The sequence below is a fragment of the Pseudomonas cedrina subsp. cedrina genome (assembly GCF_001983175.1).
Taxonomy (GTDB): domain Bacteria; phylum Pseudomonadota; class Gammaproteobacteria; order Pseudomonadales; family Pseudomonadaceae; genus Aquipseudomonas; species Aquipseudomonas cedrina.
Window position 1 is genome coordinate 245,501 of the sequence record NZ_MNPW01000003.1, and the last position, 13,707, is coordinate 259,207.

16 protein-coding genes and 1 pseudogene are annotated in these 13,707 nt (G+C 56.9%); 4 read left to right on the top strand and 13 right to left on the bottom strand.

What is annotated here, in order from left to right; translation table 11 throughout:
* Position 1: 1 nt before the first annotated feature.
* From BLL36_RS06945 to BLL36_RS30980, 7 genes are all read right to left on the bottom strand, one after another.
* The gene (locus BLL36_RS06945; protein ID WP_076950733.1) at positions 2-934 is read right to left on the bottom strand and encodes a FecR family protein; all 933 of its coding nucleotides are present in this window, start codon (positions 932-934) and stop codon (positions 2-4) included.
* Positions 931-1,473: a sigma-70 family RNA polymerase sigma factor gene (locus tag BLL36_RS06950; protein WP_076950734.1), complete on the bottom strand. Its 543-nt coding sequence runs from the start codon at positions 1,471-1,473 to the stop codon at positions 931-933. The genes BLL36_RS06945 and BLL36_RS06950 overlap by 4 nt, the downstream gene beginning before the upstream one ends.
* Positions 1,474-1,742: 269 nt before the next feature.
* On the bottom strand, positions 1,743-3,854 hold the full coding sequence (locus BLL36_RS06955) for a TonB-dependent receptor family protein (RefSeq protein ID WP_076950735.1): 2,112 nt from the start codon (positions 3,852-3,854) through the stop codon (positions 1,743-1,745).
* Between the two features lie 114 nt (positions 3,855-3,968).
* Positions 3,969-4,238, bottom strand: a complete 270-nt coding sequence (locus BLL36_RS06960; protein ID WP_076950736.1) for a hypothetical protein — start codon at positions 4,236-4,238, stop codon at positions 3,969-3,971.
* Between the two features lie 117 nt (positions 4,239-4,355).
* A complete protein-coding gene (locus BLL36_RS06965; protein WP_394329475.1) occupies positions 4,356-5,069 on the bottom strand; it encodes a hypothetical protein in 714 nt (237 codons plus the stop codon).
* Positions 5,070-5,548: 479 nt separating this feature from the next.
* A complete protein-coding gene (locus BLL36_RS06970; RefSeq protein WP_076950738.1) occupies positions 5,549-5,866 on the bottom strand; it encodes a hypothetical protein in 318 nt (105 codons plus the stop codon).
* A 5-nt stretch (positions 5,867-5,871) separates the two neighbouring features.
* Entirely contained in the window at positions 5,872-6,033 is a 162-nt protein-coding gene (locus tag BLL36_RS30980; protein ID WP_165448099.1) for a hypothetical protein, read from the bottom strand.
* Between the two features lie 251 nt (positions 6,034-6,284).
* Between BLL36_RS30980 and BLL36_RS06975 the strand changes: the two genes are divergently transcribed.
* Complete coding sequence (locus BLL36_RS06975; RefSeq protein WP_076950739.1) at positions 6,285-6,707, top strand: glycine zipper domain-containing protein; 423 nt, start codon at positions 6,285-6,287, stop codon at positions 6,705-6,707.
* A gap of 345 nt (positions 6,708-7,052) precedes the next feature.
* Entirely contained in the window at positions 7,053-7,262 is a 210-nt protein-coding gene (locus BLL36_RS06980) for a hypothetical protein (RefSeq protein WP_076950740.1), read from the top strand.
* Positions 7,263-7,492: 230 nt separating this feature from the next.
* Here BLL36_RS06980 and BLL36_RS31260 read toward each other — a convergent pair whose 3' ends face one another.
* The 5 genes from BLL36_RS31260 to BLL36_RS30990 form a co-directional block, all read right to left on the bottom strand.
* Positions 7,493-7,993 (bottom strand): superantigen-like protein SSL4, encoded by a 501-nt coding sequence (locus BLL36_RS31260; protein WP_231998985.1) that lies wholly within the window; start codon positions 7,991-7,993, stop codon positions 7,493-7,495.
* A gap of 311 nt (positions 7,994-8,304) precedes the next feature.
* Entirely contained in the window at positions 8,305-8,718 is a 414-nt protein-coding gene (locus BLL36_RS06990; protein WP_076950742.1) for a hypothetical protein, read from the bottom strand.
* A 1,218-nt stretch (positions 8,719-9,936) separates the two neighbouring features.
* Positions 9,937-10,398 (bottom strand): anti-virulence regulator CigR family protein, encoded by a 462-nt coding sequence (locus BLL36_RS07005; RefSeq protein ID WP_076950745.1) that lies wholly within the window; start codon positions 10,396-10,398, stop codon positions 9,937-9,939.
* A gap of 267 nt (positions 10,399-10,665) precedes the next feature.
* Positions 10,666-10,923 carry an RDD family protein gene (locus BLL36_RS31265; RefSeq protein ID WP_331717150.1) on the bottom strand — a complete coding sequence of 86 codons (258 nt, stop codon included), beginning with the start codon at positions 10,921-10,923 and terminating at the stop codon, positions 10,666-10,668.
* 58 nt (positions 10,924-10,981) lie between these two features.
* On the bottom strand, positions 10,982-11,785 hold the full coding sequence (locus BLL36_RS30990; RefSeq protein ID WP_076950746.1) for a hypothetical protein: 804 nt from the start codon (positions 11,783-11,785) through the stop codon (positions 10,982-10,984).
* 108 nt (positions 11,786-11,893) lie between these two features.
* On the opposite strand from BLL36_RS30990, the gene BLL36_RS07020 reads away from it, so the two are divergent.
* Positions 11,894-12,526 (top strand): hypothetical protein, encoded by a 633-nt coding sequence (locus tag BLL36_RS07020; protein ID WP_076950747.1) that lies wholly within the window; start codon positions 11,894-11,896, stop codon positions 12,524-12,526.
* A 333-nt stretch (positions 12,527-12,859) separates the two neighbouring features.
* Here the strand turns inward: BLL36_RS07020 and BLL36_RS30365 are convergent, their stop codons facing one another.
* Complete coding sequence (locus BLL36_RS30365; RefSeq protein WP_162279235.1) at positions 12,860-13,288, bottom strand: hypothetical protein; 429 nt, start codon at positions 13,286-13,288, stop codon at positions 12,860-12,862.
* Here BLL36_RS30365 and BLL36_RS31530 point away from each other — a divergent pair.
* A pseudogene (locus BLL36_RS31530) lies at positions 13,287-13,412 on the top strand (phosphoadenosine phosphosulfate reductase family protein); the annotation flags it as partial. The gene BLL36_RS30365 and the pseudogene BLL36_RS31530 overlap by 2 nt on opposite strands.
* Positions 13,413-13,707 lie beyond the last annotated feature (295 nt).

Genomic DNA, 13,707 nt, shown 5'->3' on the forward strand with positions numbered 1-13,707 from the left:
TCTAGCGCGGCTTGACCACCACCAGCAGGTCAGTGAAGTACTCCACCTGGATCGGCAGGTTATCCGCCAGGGACGACAGCGCCGCCGCCGTGTCGTCCAGCTTGAACACACCCGATACCCGTAGGTTCTGCAGGGCCTCGGGGTCGAAGCGCAGCATGCCGTGGCGGTAGCCGGCGAGGGTTTGCAGCACGTCGCTCAAGGGCTGGTCGTTGACCTTGAGCAGGCCGCGGGTCCAGGCGTCGGGGTCGGTATCGGCAAGGGCTTGCGCTGGCTGGGCGCGGCCGTGGTTGAGGACCGCACGCTGGCCGGCCGAGACCTTGACCCCATCGCTGGCATCGCCTTTGACCGCTACGCTGGACTCGATCACTGTCACCACCGTGGTGCCGTCCGCCGCGCGCTTGACCAGGTAGCGCGTGCCCAATGCAGTGGCGGTGCCCTGGTCGGTGCGGACCACGAAGGGCCGTTGCGCATCCTTGGCCACGTCGACCCAGAGTTCGCCTTGCAGCAGTTCGATGACCCGTTGATGGCCGTCGAATTTGACGTCCACCGCCGAGTTGCTGTTGAGCTGCAACTGACTGCCGTCCGCGAGGGCGATCTGCCGGCGCTCGCCGACGCCGGTGCGCTGGTCGGCCATCCACACCGGCAGGTGCTGCAGGCCCAGCCAGCCACACAGGACCACGCCGAGCAAGCCCCCTACCTGCGCGCCGCGCGGGCGTCGCGGGGCGAATGCGCAGTTCAGGGCAACGCGGGCAGGTTTGGCGGGCAAGGTATCGAGGCTGCCCCACAACGCTCCCATGCGCTCGATGGCCACGGCGTGACGCGGGTCGGCCTGGCACCAGACGTGGAAGGCCTGGCGGTCGGCGTCGGTGACGTCTTCGTCGTGCAGGCGCGTCAGCCACTGTGCCGCTTGCTGAATGATCTGCTCGGAACTCATACCAGCGGGTCTGCCGGGTGCAGGCTGTGGTAACAGTGCACCAGGGCGCTGGAGATGTAGTTTTTGACGGTACTGGAGGAGACGCCCAGCTGCGTGGCAATTTCGCTGTAGGTCAGCCCATCGAGGCGGCTCAACAGGAAGGCTTCACGGGCTTTGGCCGGCAGGCCGGCGAGCATTTCGGCGATGCGTTCGAGCGCTTGCAGCGCCACGTGAATCGCGGCCGGGTCGGGCATGCCGGCGTCTTCGCACTGGTTCACCAGGGCTTCCATGTAGGCTTTTTCGATGCGGCGACGCCGGGCACCGTCGATCATCAGCCGCCCTGCCGTGGTGGCCAGGAAGGCGCGGGGTTCCTTGATAGCCTGCGGCTCGGCCAGCATCAGCACGCGAATGAAAGCGTCGTGCGCCAGGTCGGCGGCATGCTGGGAACAGCCCAGTTTTTTGCGCAGCCAGCCGTGCAGCCAGCCGTGGTGCTCGCTGTACATCGCCGTAAGGGTCTGCTGCCGGACGGAATCGCCCCGCGCGGCCGGAATGTCGTGCATGCGCAAAAGTATCTCAAATGGGAAAGGTTACCAATTGCGCAAACAATGCCAGTAAAACGGTGTAGGAGCAAGGGGCTCCCGTTGTCAGTGATTGCAGGTACATGACTGTAGTGAGCGGGCTTGTCCCGCGCTGGGTGGCGAAGCCGCCCCAAAACCAGGCGCCTTAGTTATATCTGGAAGAATGCGTTGGCCCAGATTGGGGCGGCTTCGCCACCCAGCGCGGGACAAGCCCGCTCACTACAAATATCGCAGGTAAGCCAGCGCCTACGTTAACGCCAGCTCCACGACACCCCGGTGTAGATGCCACGGCCATCGGCCGGTGTCGAACGCGCGACATCCAGGCCCTTGTCGTCATAGCCCGGTGTGACGGTGTTGGCGTAACGCCGGTTGGCGAGGTTGCGCAGGTCGACCCAGGCCTGCCAGTCCTGCCCTGGCGCGTCGTAGCCAAGCGTGGCGCCGAAGATGCTGTAGGACGCGGCGTAGTAGGAGTTGGCGTAATCCACCGCCACCTTTGATGAATACTCCGTGTTGAAACTGGTGTAGAAACCCGTCGGATGGCTGTAGCGCAGTTGTGCCTGATAGTAATGCTTGGGGATGCCGGGCAAGGTGTTGTCGCCGAAGCGGTCATCGTCGCGGTAATGGAAGTCGCTGAAGGTGTAGGCCTGGCGCAGGGCGAGCTGGCCGTTGCCGCCGCCATCCCACAAGGGGCTGAGCAGGCTCAGCTCCACGCCTTGGTGCACGGTGGGGCTGGCGTTGGCTTCGGCGACGATGGCATTGCTGGTGGCGGTTTGCGCCTGGGTTTCCACGCTGAGCAATTCGTGGCGCACTTCGGAACGGTACAGCGCCAGGTCCCACTGGCCGAACCACTGTTCGCCACGGCCGCCGATTTCGAGGGTGGTGGCGGTCTGGTTTTTCAGGCTCACGCCTTCGCGCGCCAGGCCCCGGGCCGGGCCGCTGGTAAAGTATTTGTTGGAACCCCAGATCATCGACCAGGCATGCGGCGGCTCCACCGAGCGGCTCAGGTTGCCGTACACCTGCAATTGCGGGGTGACGTCATAACGCAGGCCGACGCGCGGCGCGTAGTCCCAGTCGTGCTGGCTGAGGGGCGCCTGGCCGTCGGGATAGCTGACCTCGGTTTCGCGACGGGTGTAGATCGCCGCGAGGCCGGTGGTGAGCCACAGGTCGGGGACCAGCTCCAGGTCGTTGCCAATGTGCAACACGGTGTCGGAACCCAGGTAGCTGTAGTCGCGGGTCTTGGTGCCGGGTGCGTAGGAAACGGTGTTCCCCGCAGGCGTGCGCACGTACTCCGAGGCGCCATTGTTGGGCATCGCCTGGGTGGTGCGCAGGCCAATCGTGGTCTGGCTGTCGTGGCCGAACAGCGTGTCCTGGCGAATGTACTTGAGGGTGCTGCTGATGTCGGTGTAGGCGACTTTCAGCCGGTTGGTGCCTTCGCGCAGGTCCATCGGGTAGTCGTGGTAGGCCAGCCCGACTTCAAGCCGCGAACTGTCGTCCAGTCGCAGGGTGGTCTTGTTGGCGATCCAGGTGGAGCCCGGTTGCAGGCGCTGGGAGTCGCGCGCGGCATTGAGGCTGTTGGCCGCGCGCGGGTCATGGCTGATCTGCGCGCGCGTGAGTTTGCCGGGGGTGTCGTTGGTGGTTTCGCGGTAGCGCAAGTAGAAGCGCGTTTCCAGGTCCGGGTTGAAACGGTAGCCAAAGTTGGCCGCCACCCCCTTGCCGGTGGCCGCGCTTTGGCGCTGGTAGCCGTCGGACTCGGAGTCAGTGAGGCTGATGTAGTAGTCGGCATCTCCCAGCACCTGGCCCGAGCTGATCTCGCGTTGGGCATAGCCTTTGCTGCCCGCTTCGTAGCGCACCTGCAACGTGGGCGCGTCGTAGCCCGTGTGGGTCACGTAGTTGACCGCGCCGCCCAGGGCCAAGGCACCCTGGTCAAACCCGTTGGCGCCGCGCAGCACTTCGACGCGGCTTTGCCACAGCGGGTCTTTTAATTCGTAGGGGGTGCCGCCAGGCCCGGTCAACGGCAGGCCATCGAACATTTCATACAAGCCGGAGGCATGGGAACCGGGGCTACGGTTCAGGCCCGAACCGCGAATCGAGAGTTTCACCCCTTCGTTGTTTGCCGCCTTGGCGTACACGCCGGCCTGGTACTTGAACACATCCTCATTGGTGCTCACCCGCCCCTGCTGCACGCTGCCCATGTCGATGTAATTGGTGCCGCCGGGCACGCTCTTGAGCTGCGCCTGGGCCACCTCACCGGCGCTGGCTTCGCTGCTGGTGACTTCGACCGGGGCCAATTGCAGGTCTTCGGCATGCGCCAGCGAGCTGAACGTCAGGGCGGCAAAAAGGAGCGGTGGTGGGCGCAGCAGCATCGGGGGCAGGTCCTTGGAATTCGGGAGGCACGTGGTGGGAAGTCGTGGACGCCCGCCAGGTCACGCCTTATCAACGGACGGACCTCTGCAATTCTGCTCGCTGCAAGATCGCGCCTAGCTTTCCGGCTGCTTCAGCGTTTGCATCAGCTCCTCCGCTTCCGACCCTGGCGGCAGCCGAAAGCCGTACATTTCATCGGTGTCCAGAATCTCGCCCAGCGCATCAAGCAACTGCGCCTCGGTCGGCGATTCGCGCAGCAACTTGTGGGCGGGCAGCAACAGTTCGGCGGAAACACCCTGGACACTCGCCGCATCGATCACGGCGAAGAGGATAAAGCGCAAACGTATTTCGCGATCAGTAGGCCAAACCGTTTTTCGCTTACCCATGGTGGAGGCCTCAACTTTCGGAAAAATCCGAGGCTATTGATGACCGAGGTGCGTTTCAAGCAGCGGGGAACGAGATAGGCCACTTCCTACAAAGGAAAGAGAAACACCGTACCCGGCTCACTGCACCGGCAGAAAATTCATCAGCAACAGGCTCTGCGCGTAATTGAGACCGATGCGCCGGTAGCGCTCATCGAGCATCTGCGTCAGCAAGTCGAGGCGCGCGACGATCTTGCCGAACTCCACCGCAAAACTGAGGTTACTGCCCTCCTCCGAAATCTCATTGGAAAACAGCAACAGCACGCCATTGGCGTCCTGGCGCTTGCTCAGCAGCCAGGTGGCCTTTTCGATATTGCGCGCGGCATTGCTGACGAACTGCGGGTTGATCGAATCGGTGATGTAGAACTCGGTGCGCCCGCCGTGAGCGGTCACTATCATGCTGCCGATGGCATAGATGAAGGCGCCGACCCGATCGCCCTTGAATTCCGGGCTCAGGGAATAGCTCAGCGCCGCCAGATCGCGGCGCTCACCCAGGGCAGGCAGCCCTCGACGTTGCTCGATAGCCTGGCGAATCTCCCGCGCAGCAGTCACGGCATCCGGATAGCCCGACTGGCGCCACTGGCTGGGATTACGCAGATAGAGCTTGTTCATGAGCAAATACAAGCTTTGCAGGTTGTCGCGCATGCCCAGCGTTGCCATGCGATCGACACTGGTCTGAAAGAACTCGTCAGGTTTGCCATTGCTGAACTGCTTGGCGATATCCTGGCTTTGTTGCTGGGTGCAACCGCCGGCACAAAGCATCAGCACGGCTGCCAGCAGCAAAGGCTGGCGCATCCGTGGAAGGGTCAAGCAAGCAAACGTGCGATCCATCAGCACCCGATCTGAGTCATCTGCCCACGCGCGGGATCGGCGGGGCTGGGACAAGGATAGAGCGGAGAAATCCAAAAAAGTGCAGTGGTCGCAGACAGATAGTTGTAACCAGAGACCGTCTGGCCGGTAAATGGGCTCGACCGTGAAGAATTCGTTTAACGCTCTATACTGCTAGCGACTGCTGCGTGCGTTGGTTTGGCGCGTTTGTCTACATCGCTCGCAGCCTACTCACCAGCAGCTTCATATGAGGGTGACGGCAATGAACCATCCAATTCGAGCGCAAATGGTTGTGCAGATTATTTGCCTGCTGTCGGTGGCCCAGCTTTTCTGCTGAGCTGCGCGCCACTGCTGTCACCTTCGGCCGCCGTTGCGGCGGTGCGGGCTATTGCCAGCCAAAAGCCATAAACTGGCCCGACATACGATTGCCGGGCCAGCAGGTGTCGCTACAGCAAGACCGTGGACAGCATGCCCAGCGCGCCCAGGCAAAACCCGATCAAGGCGCCTCGCCCGGGAAACTCATGGAACAGCGCCCAGATCACGACCGGTTCCAGCAGCAGCAACGAGGTGACGGACACCACTGTGACCACCCAGATGTCACCCACTGCCAGGTACCCCAGCCAATAAGCCCCCAACAGGCAGAGCCCGGCAAAGCACATCAACACCACCGGCATGATGAACGCCTGCCATGAGCCGTCGCCTGCCTGGGCCAGCCTGGCGGTGACTACCTCACTGTAAATCGCACAAAACTCACCGATCACCATCAACCCTAGAGCAGAAACTCCGAGTAGTTCTTTGGACATATCAAAAACTCCTTCGCATTCAGCGCACTGTTTTTCAGCTCCCAGCTGGCAAGGCCGTTGCCGAGCGTGTCGTTGCAGTGATACGAAGCAGCCTTGAACAGGCCTGAATTACCGAAGTGCTTTTGCATGCTCATGTCCTTTATGGCGGGTGAGACTCAGCGACCCGATGAGGCGCTGGTTTCGATCATACGGTTTGGTGGCCTATAGAACACGTCAAAAAATCAAGACGCATCACGGCCGAAAGATATTACGGCACACCTTGTTACAACCAACCGGGCCAGAATACCGCCGCCCAAGAACTTAGCGCTTTTGTTTCAATCCTAATACCAGGCGTACTTCAACCATGAGCGCCTGCTGACAACCCATAGAGGTTCACAAGATGAATAAGACACTACCCGCCCTGGTCCTGGGTGTTCTGATCTCGCAAGGAGCGATGGCGGCCGGAGATGGTACAGCGGCGCTCGGCGGCGGAGTCGGTGGTGCACTCGGCAACATCGTCGGCCAACAGCTTGGCGGTTCCACTGGCGCAGCCGTAGGCGCCGGCCTGGGTGGAGCCGCCGGCGGAGCAGTCGGTGCCCAGAAGGGCAATCGAGCGGAAGCCGCCATAGGCGGTGGGGTCGGCTCGGCGGGCGGCTCGCTGATCGGCAATCGCCTGGGCGGCACGACGGGATCGACGATCGGTGCGGGCTTGGGCGGTGCCGCCGGTGGCGCGCTGGGCAATAACCTGGCGGATGACGAGCACCGTTCCGACGGCAAGAAACACAGGGGCAATAAGCACAAACACAAGAACAAGCGCCATTAATACAAGAAGCCCCGCATTCGCGGGGCTTTTGTTTGGAGCCGGCGAAAACCACCTCACGTCGGTCCATGCGGGTCCACTGGCAGTGGATCAGCAAGCGCCAGGCGGAATTCCGTCTTTGTTGAAGTCCTTCAGGCGTTCCCGTTCCTCCTCAGTGGCATGCGCCGGAGTTTCTTGCTCGGGTTCCTTTTTCTCTTCTTCAGTCATCGCTGTGTCCTCTGGGTGGGTAGCAGTTTCGGCAGCGGGTGGGATCAGCAGTTCATTTATTCCTCTCCAGCCTCCTGTCGACCTGAATCAAATCTGCGGTTACGCTCGCTGCTAAGCTGTGCTCTTAACAGAGAACCAACCATGCCGAACTCAGACTTGCTTCCTTCCCTGCTATCAAAACTCTACGAAAACCAGCTTGCCCTCGAAGGCTCGATCATGGAGCTATCGAACTGGGTAGAGCAGCGCGGCTCCGCCGAGGTCGCCGAGAACATCCGAGGCGCACTGAACACGATTGACGAGAACGAAGCGTTTATAAAACTGACGCTGGCCGTCTTGATGTCCCCGCAGTAGTGCATCTGTGCAATGCGTCGGCTCAAAACAGTGTTTGATAAGCAGCAAAACACAGCACCCACTCTTGGCGGTGGTCAAGGCGGCGAACGCAATGGCGCGACGCCTACCCGCAGCGCAAGTGATGTGCTGGAAAGCGGGTCGCTCGATTCGCGTGGGGCGCGTACTTCACCACACAGAAGTCGTTTTCAGAGCTTCCTTAACTGGCAAGACGCCACCCTAACGTGACAGCATTATTTGGCTTGGCGAAGCACAAGCTCCGACAGACGGGTCTTGACCCGGAAGCAGAACTCACGAATTTGAAATTGATAGGCGGGCATAACCATATAGTTTAAATCGGGACCCAGCGAGTCCTTGATTTCCATGTATTTAGCGGTCTTGCTGGCAATGACTTGGTATTCAGCCTCGTACTTATCGTAAGACGCTTTGTTGTAAACCTTTAGAACATCCAGCTCTTTGCGGCATTGCTCGGCGCGGTTCTGGTTTAAATCTGTCTCTGACTGAGCCGTTTCTGGCGAAACGGGAGTTGAGCTCTCAGCACGAGCGTTCGGCTGTGTGGCCTCATACCGCACAGGCGGTTTTGCTGGCGTCGCAGGCGCGACTTCAGGTGGTGCTTGCTGAACGACGGCTTCCGGTGGAGCCACTTCAGGTTTTTCCGGCGTTTTCGTAGCGCATCCCGAGAGGGCAATTCCTAGTACTGCAACGACGCCACACATTTTATTCATAGGTTTCACCAAACAAGTCCTTATGGGTGGCTGAGTCGTTAGATTCTGGGTAAAGGTCATAACTCGTTCAATGATCGAGCATGAATTTCTACCAGCCTCAAGGCGCTCAGCCTCTCTTCCTTGAGTGCGCAGACGAGTGATCATAGTAAAAAAATAACGAGGTGACGAGAAAAAGCTCGGCAGAAAAGCCACCGCGTTAAGCCGGTAGATAGACTTAATCGAATGCTCCGTTGAGCACCTCGTAAATGAGGCCGGAGGCGATGGCTACCAATATCACCGAAGCCCGTTCGAAGAGCGGGCTTCGGGATGCTGAACAGGCGCTACCGATTTTGCCGAGAGCTGATCATCTGCTGGCATTTATCAGCCATGTGCGGGTGGGATATAGCCACATCAGACAGCACACGGTACATCTCATGCTCGTCCGGAAACGGGTACACATCGAGGTTGAGAGCGATCTGAATCTTGCGCAGATTTGTGCCCTCGATAAGCCAACGCTCAACGGTTCGAGTCGTCGCTGATCCGTTGTCATCCGTCTGCCAGGCAAGAAAATCGAAGAGCCGGGCTACCTGCATAAACGAGATCAAGTCGGGAATATCGGCAAAAAGCCGGTCAGCCAGGTTTTGCTCACCCAACTCAAGTACGACCGCCCGGGCAGCGCTGAACGCTTCAGCGTATTGGGGCAAGGCGCTTTCTGCTGCGATCACGCTTAACGCCCTTTCAACAACCTGATGCATAGCAACTCCTTGCTCCGAGAAAGGTTGTAGATGCTACCAGCCCTCAGTGCGACCCGCTAAACGGCGAGAACCACGGCAGCCGAAAAAATCCGGCACCTACCCTGCCCACCTCTATTACATCAGCATTCCTCCGCGCCCATCGGCAACCAGCGGGCGGCATGAGTGTTGGCCAATACAGGTGGGCAACCCGCCACTGTGGAGGCGAAGATGAGCGCAGTCCACCGCACCAAGCGCGGCGGTGATGGCGCGCGCCATCCTGGAAGGCCGGAAGACTGTCACGCGGCGAGCGGTAAAAGGGGGGGCAGATCCCTACTGGACGAGCATCTTCTAGCGAAGCTGCCACTAGGCGGAGGCGATTACTCCCGTGATCAGCAAGCCAATACCTGCATACCAAGCCCAAAGAAAAGGCTTCGCTTGTGGATCTTTCTTAGCGTAGACGTATACATAAAACGGGATGAATAAACAGAGAACAGCACTGCCAAGCGAGTTTTTTAAAGCGACACAAAATATGGCGAACTGCATCCCAACCATTAGTGCCATCCCTGACAAGAGCAGATACATGACCATTGGACCACCGAACAGATTTAATAATTAACAACCCAACTCTACGGCTAGGCTGGTGCCACACATTGCCCGGTCTCCAACTGAGAGGGAGCAATACAGGGCAAGAAGTTGAGGCAATTCAACTTGGCGTGATGATCTTATTTTGGAGCGTAAGCGCCGCACAGCTGCTTCTGAAGTGACTGAAAGGGTGGAGCGCTTAGGGTGTTTACCATCGCTGCCACTTCGGCTTTGTGAGTAGGATCTGATTGCACTTTTCTGACCTCGGGCTTTATTTTTTCCATGGATAGGTCGTTCGCGAAAGCGTTTTCGATGCTTGCGTTCATACCAGGGTTTGCTTTGGTGCAAACTTGTTCCATCGCAATCGCAGTAAGAGCGGTTTGATGCAGCTCTTCAGTCTCGTTTGCAATAGAGCTCCCAGCGAAGCAAAGGCATGCCAAACATAGCGACATCCTGCAAATCCTTACTACCGACATTCAAAACTCCGTATTTATAGACGCTGAAGTTAGCAAGCTCCTGATCAAAGCTCTGTCAGCTTAACACTCAAGGCGCTTAGCCTCGCTTCCTTGAGTGCGCAGACGAGATAATAGTAAAAAACAACGAGGTGACGAGAAAAAGCTCGCCAGAAAAGCCACAGCGTCAAGCCGGTAAATAGACTTAATCGAATGCTCCGTTGAGCACCTCGTAAATGATGCCGGAGGCAATGGCTACCAGTATCAGATCAGCGCCCGCTTGCTGCCATTCGTAGCCATCGTATTGGGGCAGTCTGCCAAGCAAGCGGCCATCCAGCTTTTTGGCGATGCCAGGAGGGAGAGGTTTTCCTCTCGCCAGGTTCTTCTGGATTCCGGGTGGCAATGAAGGACCTGAGCGCCAAAAGTCACGGTGACCGCCGATCACGCCTAATACGCCACCACGGTCGATGCTGGGCCCACGGCTCCAGTCATCCGCGCCAGCACCTTTCCCCTTGTTGCCCTGGTTGCTATGGCCTTGGCCGCCTTGGGCGTTGCCTTTTCCATTTCCTTGGCCTTTTCCGTTGCTGGGATCGGCCAGGGCCGTCACCGAGCCTATGGACAAGGCAAGGCAGGTAACAGCGGTTATAAGCGAGCGGGATTTGAACATGAGCGTTTTCTCCGAAAGAAATACGTCCTTGAAATGTAGCTGGTATTGCCGATTTCAGGGACGCGTAAACCAAGCTACTCGCTGCATCGCTACTGAGGGCCTCGACCGTATTTTGCTACACCCCGTTCGGCATTGAGATTGGTACATGCTCAACTGAACCCGATACCGAATGCCAGAAACGCAAAAGCCCCAAATTTGCGGGGCGTTCGTTTGAATCTGACTTCGCTGAGGTCGGGCAACTCGAGCGCTGCCCCCGTACAGTCATAGCTACTTTAATCGAACCACTATCGTGGACGCGAGCATGTCTCCCAAGCGCTTCCGTGAGCCGAAGAAAATAAAAATCCAGTCAAAAATGCTCAGAATAGGCGTAGTGATGTTGCGCATGAACGACTGATATAGATTGCAGTTAAGGTGGCTGCGCTCGTCAATTACTGACATCCCCAGCAGTTTTTTACCTACGCTTTGACCGTTGGGCATTGCGTCTGAAAATAGGTAGTACGCCGCGGCGGACCCAAAAGCCAGGATCCCGACCGCGTCTGGGAATGACCGGTCAAAATCTACGCTTTCCTTTAGTCATCATGCTCTAGGTAGATTGAGCAGTAGACTTATCCTTACTTAATACCAGAGCACGCAACAACCCCCTACCACGAGGAGCTGTATTTTCTGAAATCTCACTACCCCAGTATCCAAACCCCTCCAAAAACCGGTAAAGCGTGATATTTCCAGACAATAGGAGCGTATAAAATAAAATCACCCTAGTATCTTGCGATAGCTGAGAACGCAAGGCACGAGCAGCAAAAACCCGTCTCTCCCCGCTGGAATTATTCCTTATGTAGAGCACAACAAACAGCAAAGTGTCAAAATATGACAACAAGGCATCTCCACACTCAGTCGACCACCGGCCAAAGGCATCTACGGCCAAGCCGTAGGTCTCTTCATCTGAAAGATCTGGACCAACACTCTCAATAACCGACACTAGTTCACGACGACCGACTGCGAAAGCTTTCGGCCCAGTATATGTTTCTTCGACAATGTTCTTAACAATACTAAGATGAACCGTGCTTAATGCCGTAGACAAGAGGCCAAACATTTGAAAAAGCCTCGAATCAAACTGCTGACCAACTTGTCTTTCTTCGGTTTTTTTCGACTCTGAGTACTGGAACTTTAAGGTAAGCATCAACCCCACAAAAGCACAAAACGAAAGCGTCGGGTTAAGTACCCCTCCCATATAATCTCCGAACTGCCCCCAAGCTGCTTGGTCGTAAGATCTTTTTACGCCAAATGTATCGACATAAAATAAAACCACGCATATGACGAAAATCAAAAGAAGCACCACAGATACTTCCCACTTATTTTTAGTCAAAAAAGTTACCAACCTGTTTCTCATATAGCTTCCTTTAGGATTTATCACTCACCGCACCCCGCCACTTTAAACACCTCAGCCACCATTGCGCCACCATCAATGTAGTGAGGGCGGCGCCTGACTGGATAATCCATGGACGATGAGTTCTACATGCAAGACAGCCGAAGTCACGCCTATGTCGGCGACGGGTTGTCGTTCTGGGGCTTTGGGAGTTCCGGATATGTCACCGACCTGGCCAAGGCCCAAGTGTTCACCCGTGAAGGCGCTTGCGGTTACCGCGACACCGATATTCCATGGCCCAGGGCCTACGTCGATGCCCAGGCGCGCGTCGGTGTTGATTGCCAGAATATCACCTTAAGTGAGGCGCTCGACCAGCACCCTGCCGCAGCCGAGTTTTACATCCAGAAGCTGCAGTGCTGGAACGGCAACAACTTGATTTGGCTTTGTGAGGACGGAATACTCACAAGCGATCTGTCGAAGGCAGTCGTAGTATCAAGGGCTCATACCATCACCTGGACAGGCAAGCTTGGCTCAACAGGCGCCACAGTGTGGCCCAAGCCATACATCGACAAGTTCGCCCGAAGGCTGGTTGAGCGAGACGACGTGAACATCAAGGAGGCCTTTCGCGGCACCGGCATAAAACTAGCCAAGCCGCAAAAGCCGCGAATGATGATGTTCAACTGCGATAGTTGCGGTCGGTTCATAAGCGACGCGCAGCGCTACCGGGAAGACTGCCGGAACTGCGGAACAAGCAACACGCCTTGAGGAGCGTTACCGTGAGCGCTTAATGCTGCCTTGCTGAGCGAATTGTTCAAACTCGGCAAGCATGATAACAGCCGTGAACTGAAGCTCCCCGTACTGGACGGCTATATCGTCAGTCTGGAACGGTCAGTTTTTCTCGTAGAAGTCTTCCGCCGCTACCGCCGCTTCATCCTTTGCGATTTGAAGCTCGCGAAGGCCTGCTTCGTAGTTGTCATCACTCACCAATACCTCCTTGATCCGGCTCCATGCCGGTCACCTGTAATACCCCACCACAAACCAAATTGCGACCATCGATGATTGAGGGCGGTGCCCGACAAAGCGTTATCCATTAAAAGGCTAACTGACGAGAAATCTCGCCAATGAAGCTCCTGAGAAAGCGGCGAGAGCTATTGGGAATGCAATTTCAATCAAAATAACCCTTAGATTTTGCGACTTGAGCAGAAGTCCGAATCGACGATCGAATCTAGCTAGCGAAACAGGTATACGAACCTGCGTTATAACCGCATCGGTAGATGATATGGATGAATTGATCTGCTCCATTGTGCTTTTCAAAAGCACAATAGCTTGATGCGCCATCGCACCATTGGCGCTAGGATTTTCATTATTAACGATGTCATCAATTCTCAGATTTATTTCAGCCACCTGCACATCGACTTTTGATGCAATCTCTCTGCAATCAACCAATGTTCGTGACTGTCCAAGCCACCAATTGTAAAGCGTCGATTGTTTTGGGGAAAGCTCGGTTGTGTCCGGAGGCAAGTTCACCGGGAACGGTGCCAGGTTCCGCAGCGACCGTCCCAGCTACCAGCAGATGCTCGACTATTCCGACACCCAATTCGATATGTTCGCCGACCACGACGAGGCTATTGCCTGCTTCTGCGGAGACTGAATGCTGGTTCATGGCCAGCCTGCCCAACGCTTTAAGACCTCAACAACCAGTGCTCCAACGATGGTAACTAGCAATTGTCCGATTAACTTCATTTACAACCTCTTTCATTCAATGGGTATGAGCGAAATTGTGAATGAGGTATTTCCACGCAAATTCCAGAACTTTCCGATTCAAAACTTTACTTTGATCAGGCCGCTATAAAGCTGCCATTTGAAACGATTACGTCGTCAAGAGAACGCAATACTTCGGAAACCCTTTCATTTTATTGACTTTCGCCAGCTTTCGAGGGTCCCCT

What these genes read in the sequence shown, in the direction of transcription:
- BLL36_RS06990 (WP_076950742.1), bottom strand. Translation starts at nt 8,718, where the DNA reads ATGCATCAGGTTGTTGAAAGGGCGTTAAGCGTGATCGCAGCAGAAAGC.
- BLL36_RS06975 (WP_076950739.1), top strand. Translation starts at nt 6,285, where the DNA reads ATGAATAAGACACTACCCGCCCTGGTCCTGGGTGTTCTGATCTCGCAA.
- BLL36_RS07020 (WP_076950747.1), top strand. Translation starts at nt 11,894, where the DNA reads ATGGACGATGAGTTCTACATGCAAGACAGCCGAAGTCACGCCTATGTC.
- BLL36_RS06950 (WP_076950734.1), bottom strand. Translation starts at nt 1,473, where the DNA reads ATGCACGACATTCCGGCCGCGCGGGGCGATTCCGTCCGGCAGCAGACC.
- BLL36_RS06945 (WP_076950733.1), bottom strand. Translation starts at nt 934, where the DNA reads ATGAGTTCCGAGCAGATCATTCAGCAAGCGGCACAGTGGCTGACGCGC.
- BLL36_RS06960 (WP_076950736.1), bottom strand. Translation starts at nt 4,238, where the DNA reads ATGGGTAAGCGAAAAACGGTTTGGCCTACTGATCGCGAAATACGTTTG.
- BLL36_RS06980 (WP_076950740.1), top strand. Translation starts at nt 7,053, where the DNA reads ATGCCGAACTCAGACTTGCTTCCTTCCCTGCTATCAAAACTCTACGAA.
- BLL36_RS06965 (WP_394329475.1), bottom strand. Translation starts at nt 5,069, where the DNA reads ATGCGCCAGCCTTTGCTGCTGGCAGCCGTGCTGATGCTTTGTGCCGGC.
- BLL36_RS30980 (WP_165448099.1), bottom strand. Translation starts at nt 6,033, where the DNA reads ATGCAAAAGCACTTCGGTAATTCAGGCCTGTTCAAGGCTGCTTCGTAT.
- BLL36_RS30990 (WP_076950746.1), bottom strand. Translation starts at nt 11,785, where the DNA reads ATGAGAAACAGGTTGGTAACTTTTTTGACTAAAAATAAGTGGGAAGTA.
- BLL36_RS07005 (WP_076950745.1), bottom strand. Translation starts at nt 10,398, where the DNA reads ATGTTCAAATCCCGCTCGCTTATAACCGCTGTTACCTGCCTTGCCTTG.
- BLL36_RS06955 (WP_076950735.1), bottom strand. Translation starts at nt 3,854, where the DNA reads ATGCTGCTGCGCCCACCACCGCTCCTTTTTGCCGCCCTGACGTTCAGC.
- BLL36_RS06970 (WP_076950738.1), bottom strand. Translation starts at nt 5,866, where the DNA reads ATGGTGATCGGTGAGTTTTGTGCGATTTACAGTGAGGTAGTCACCGCC.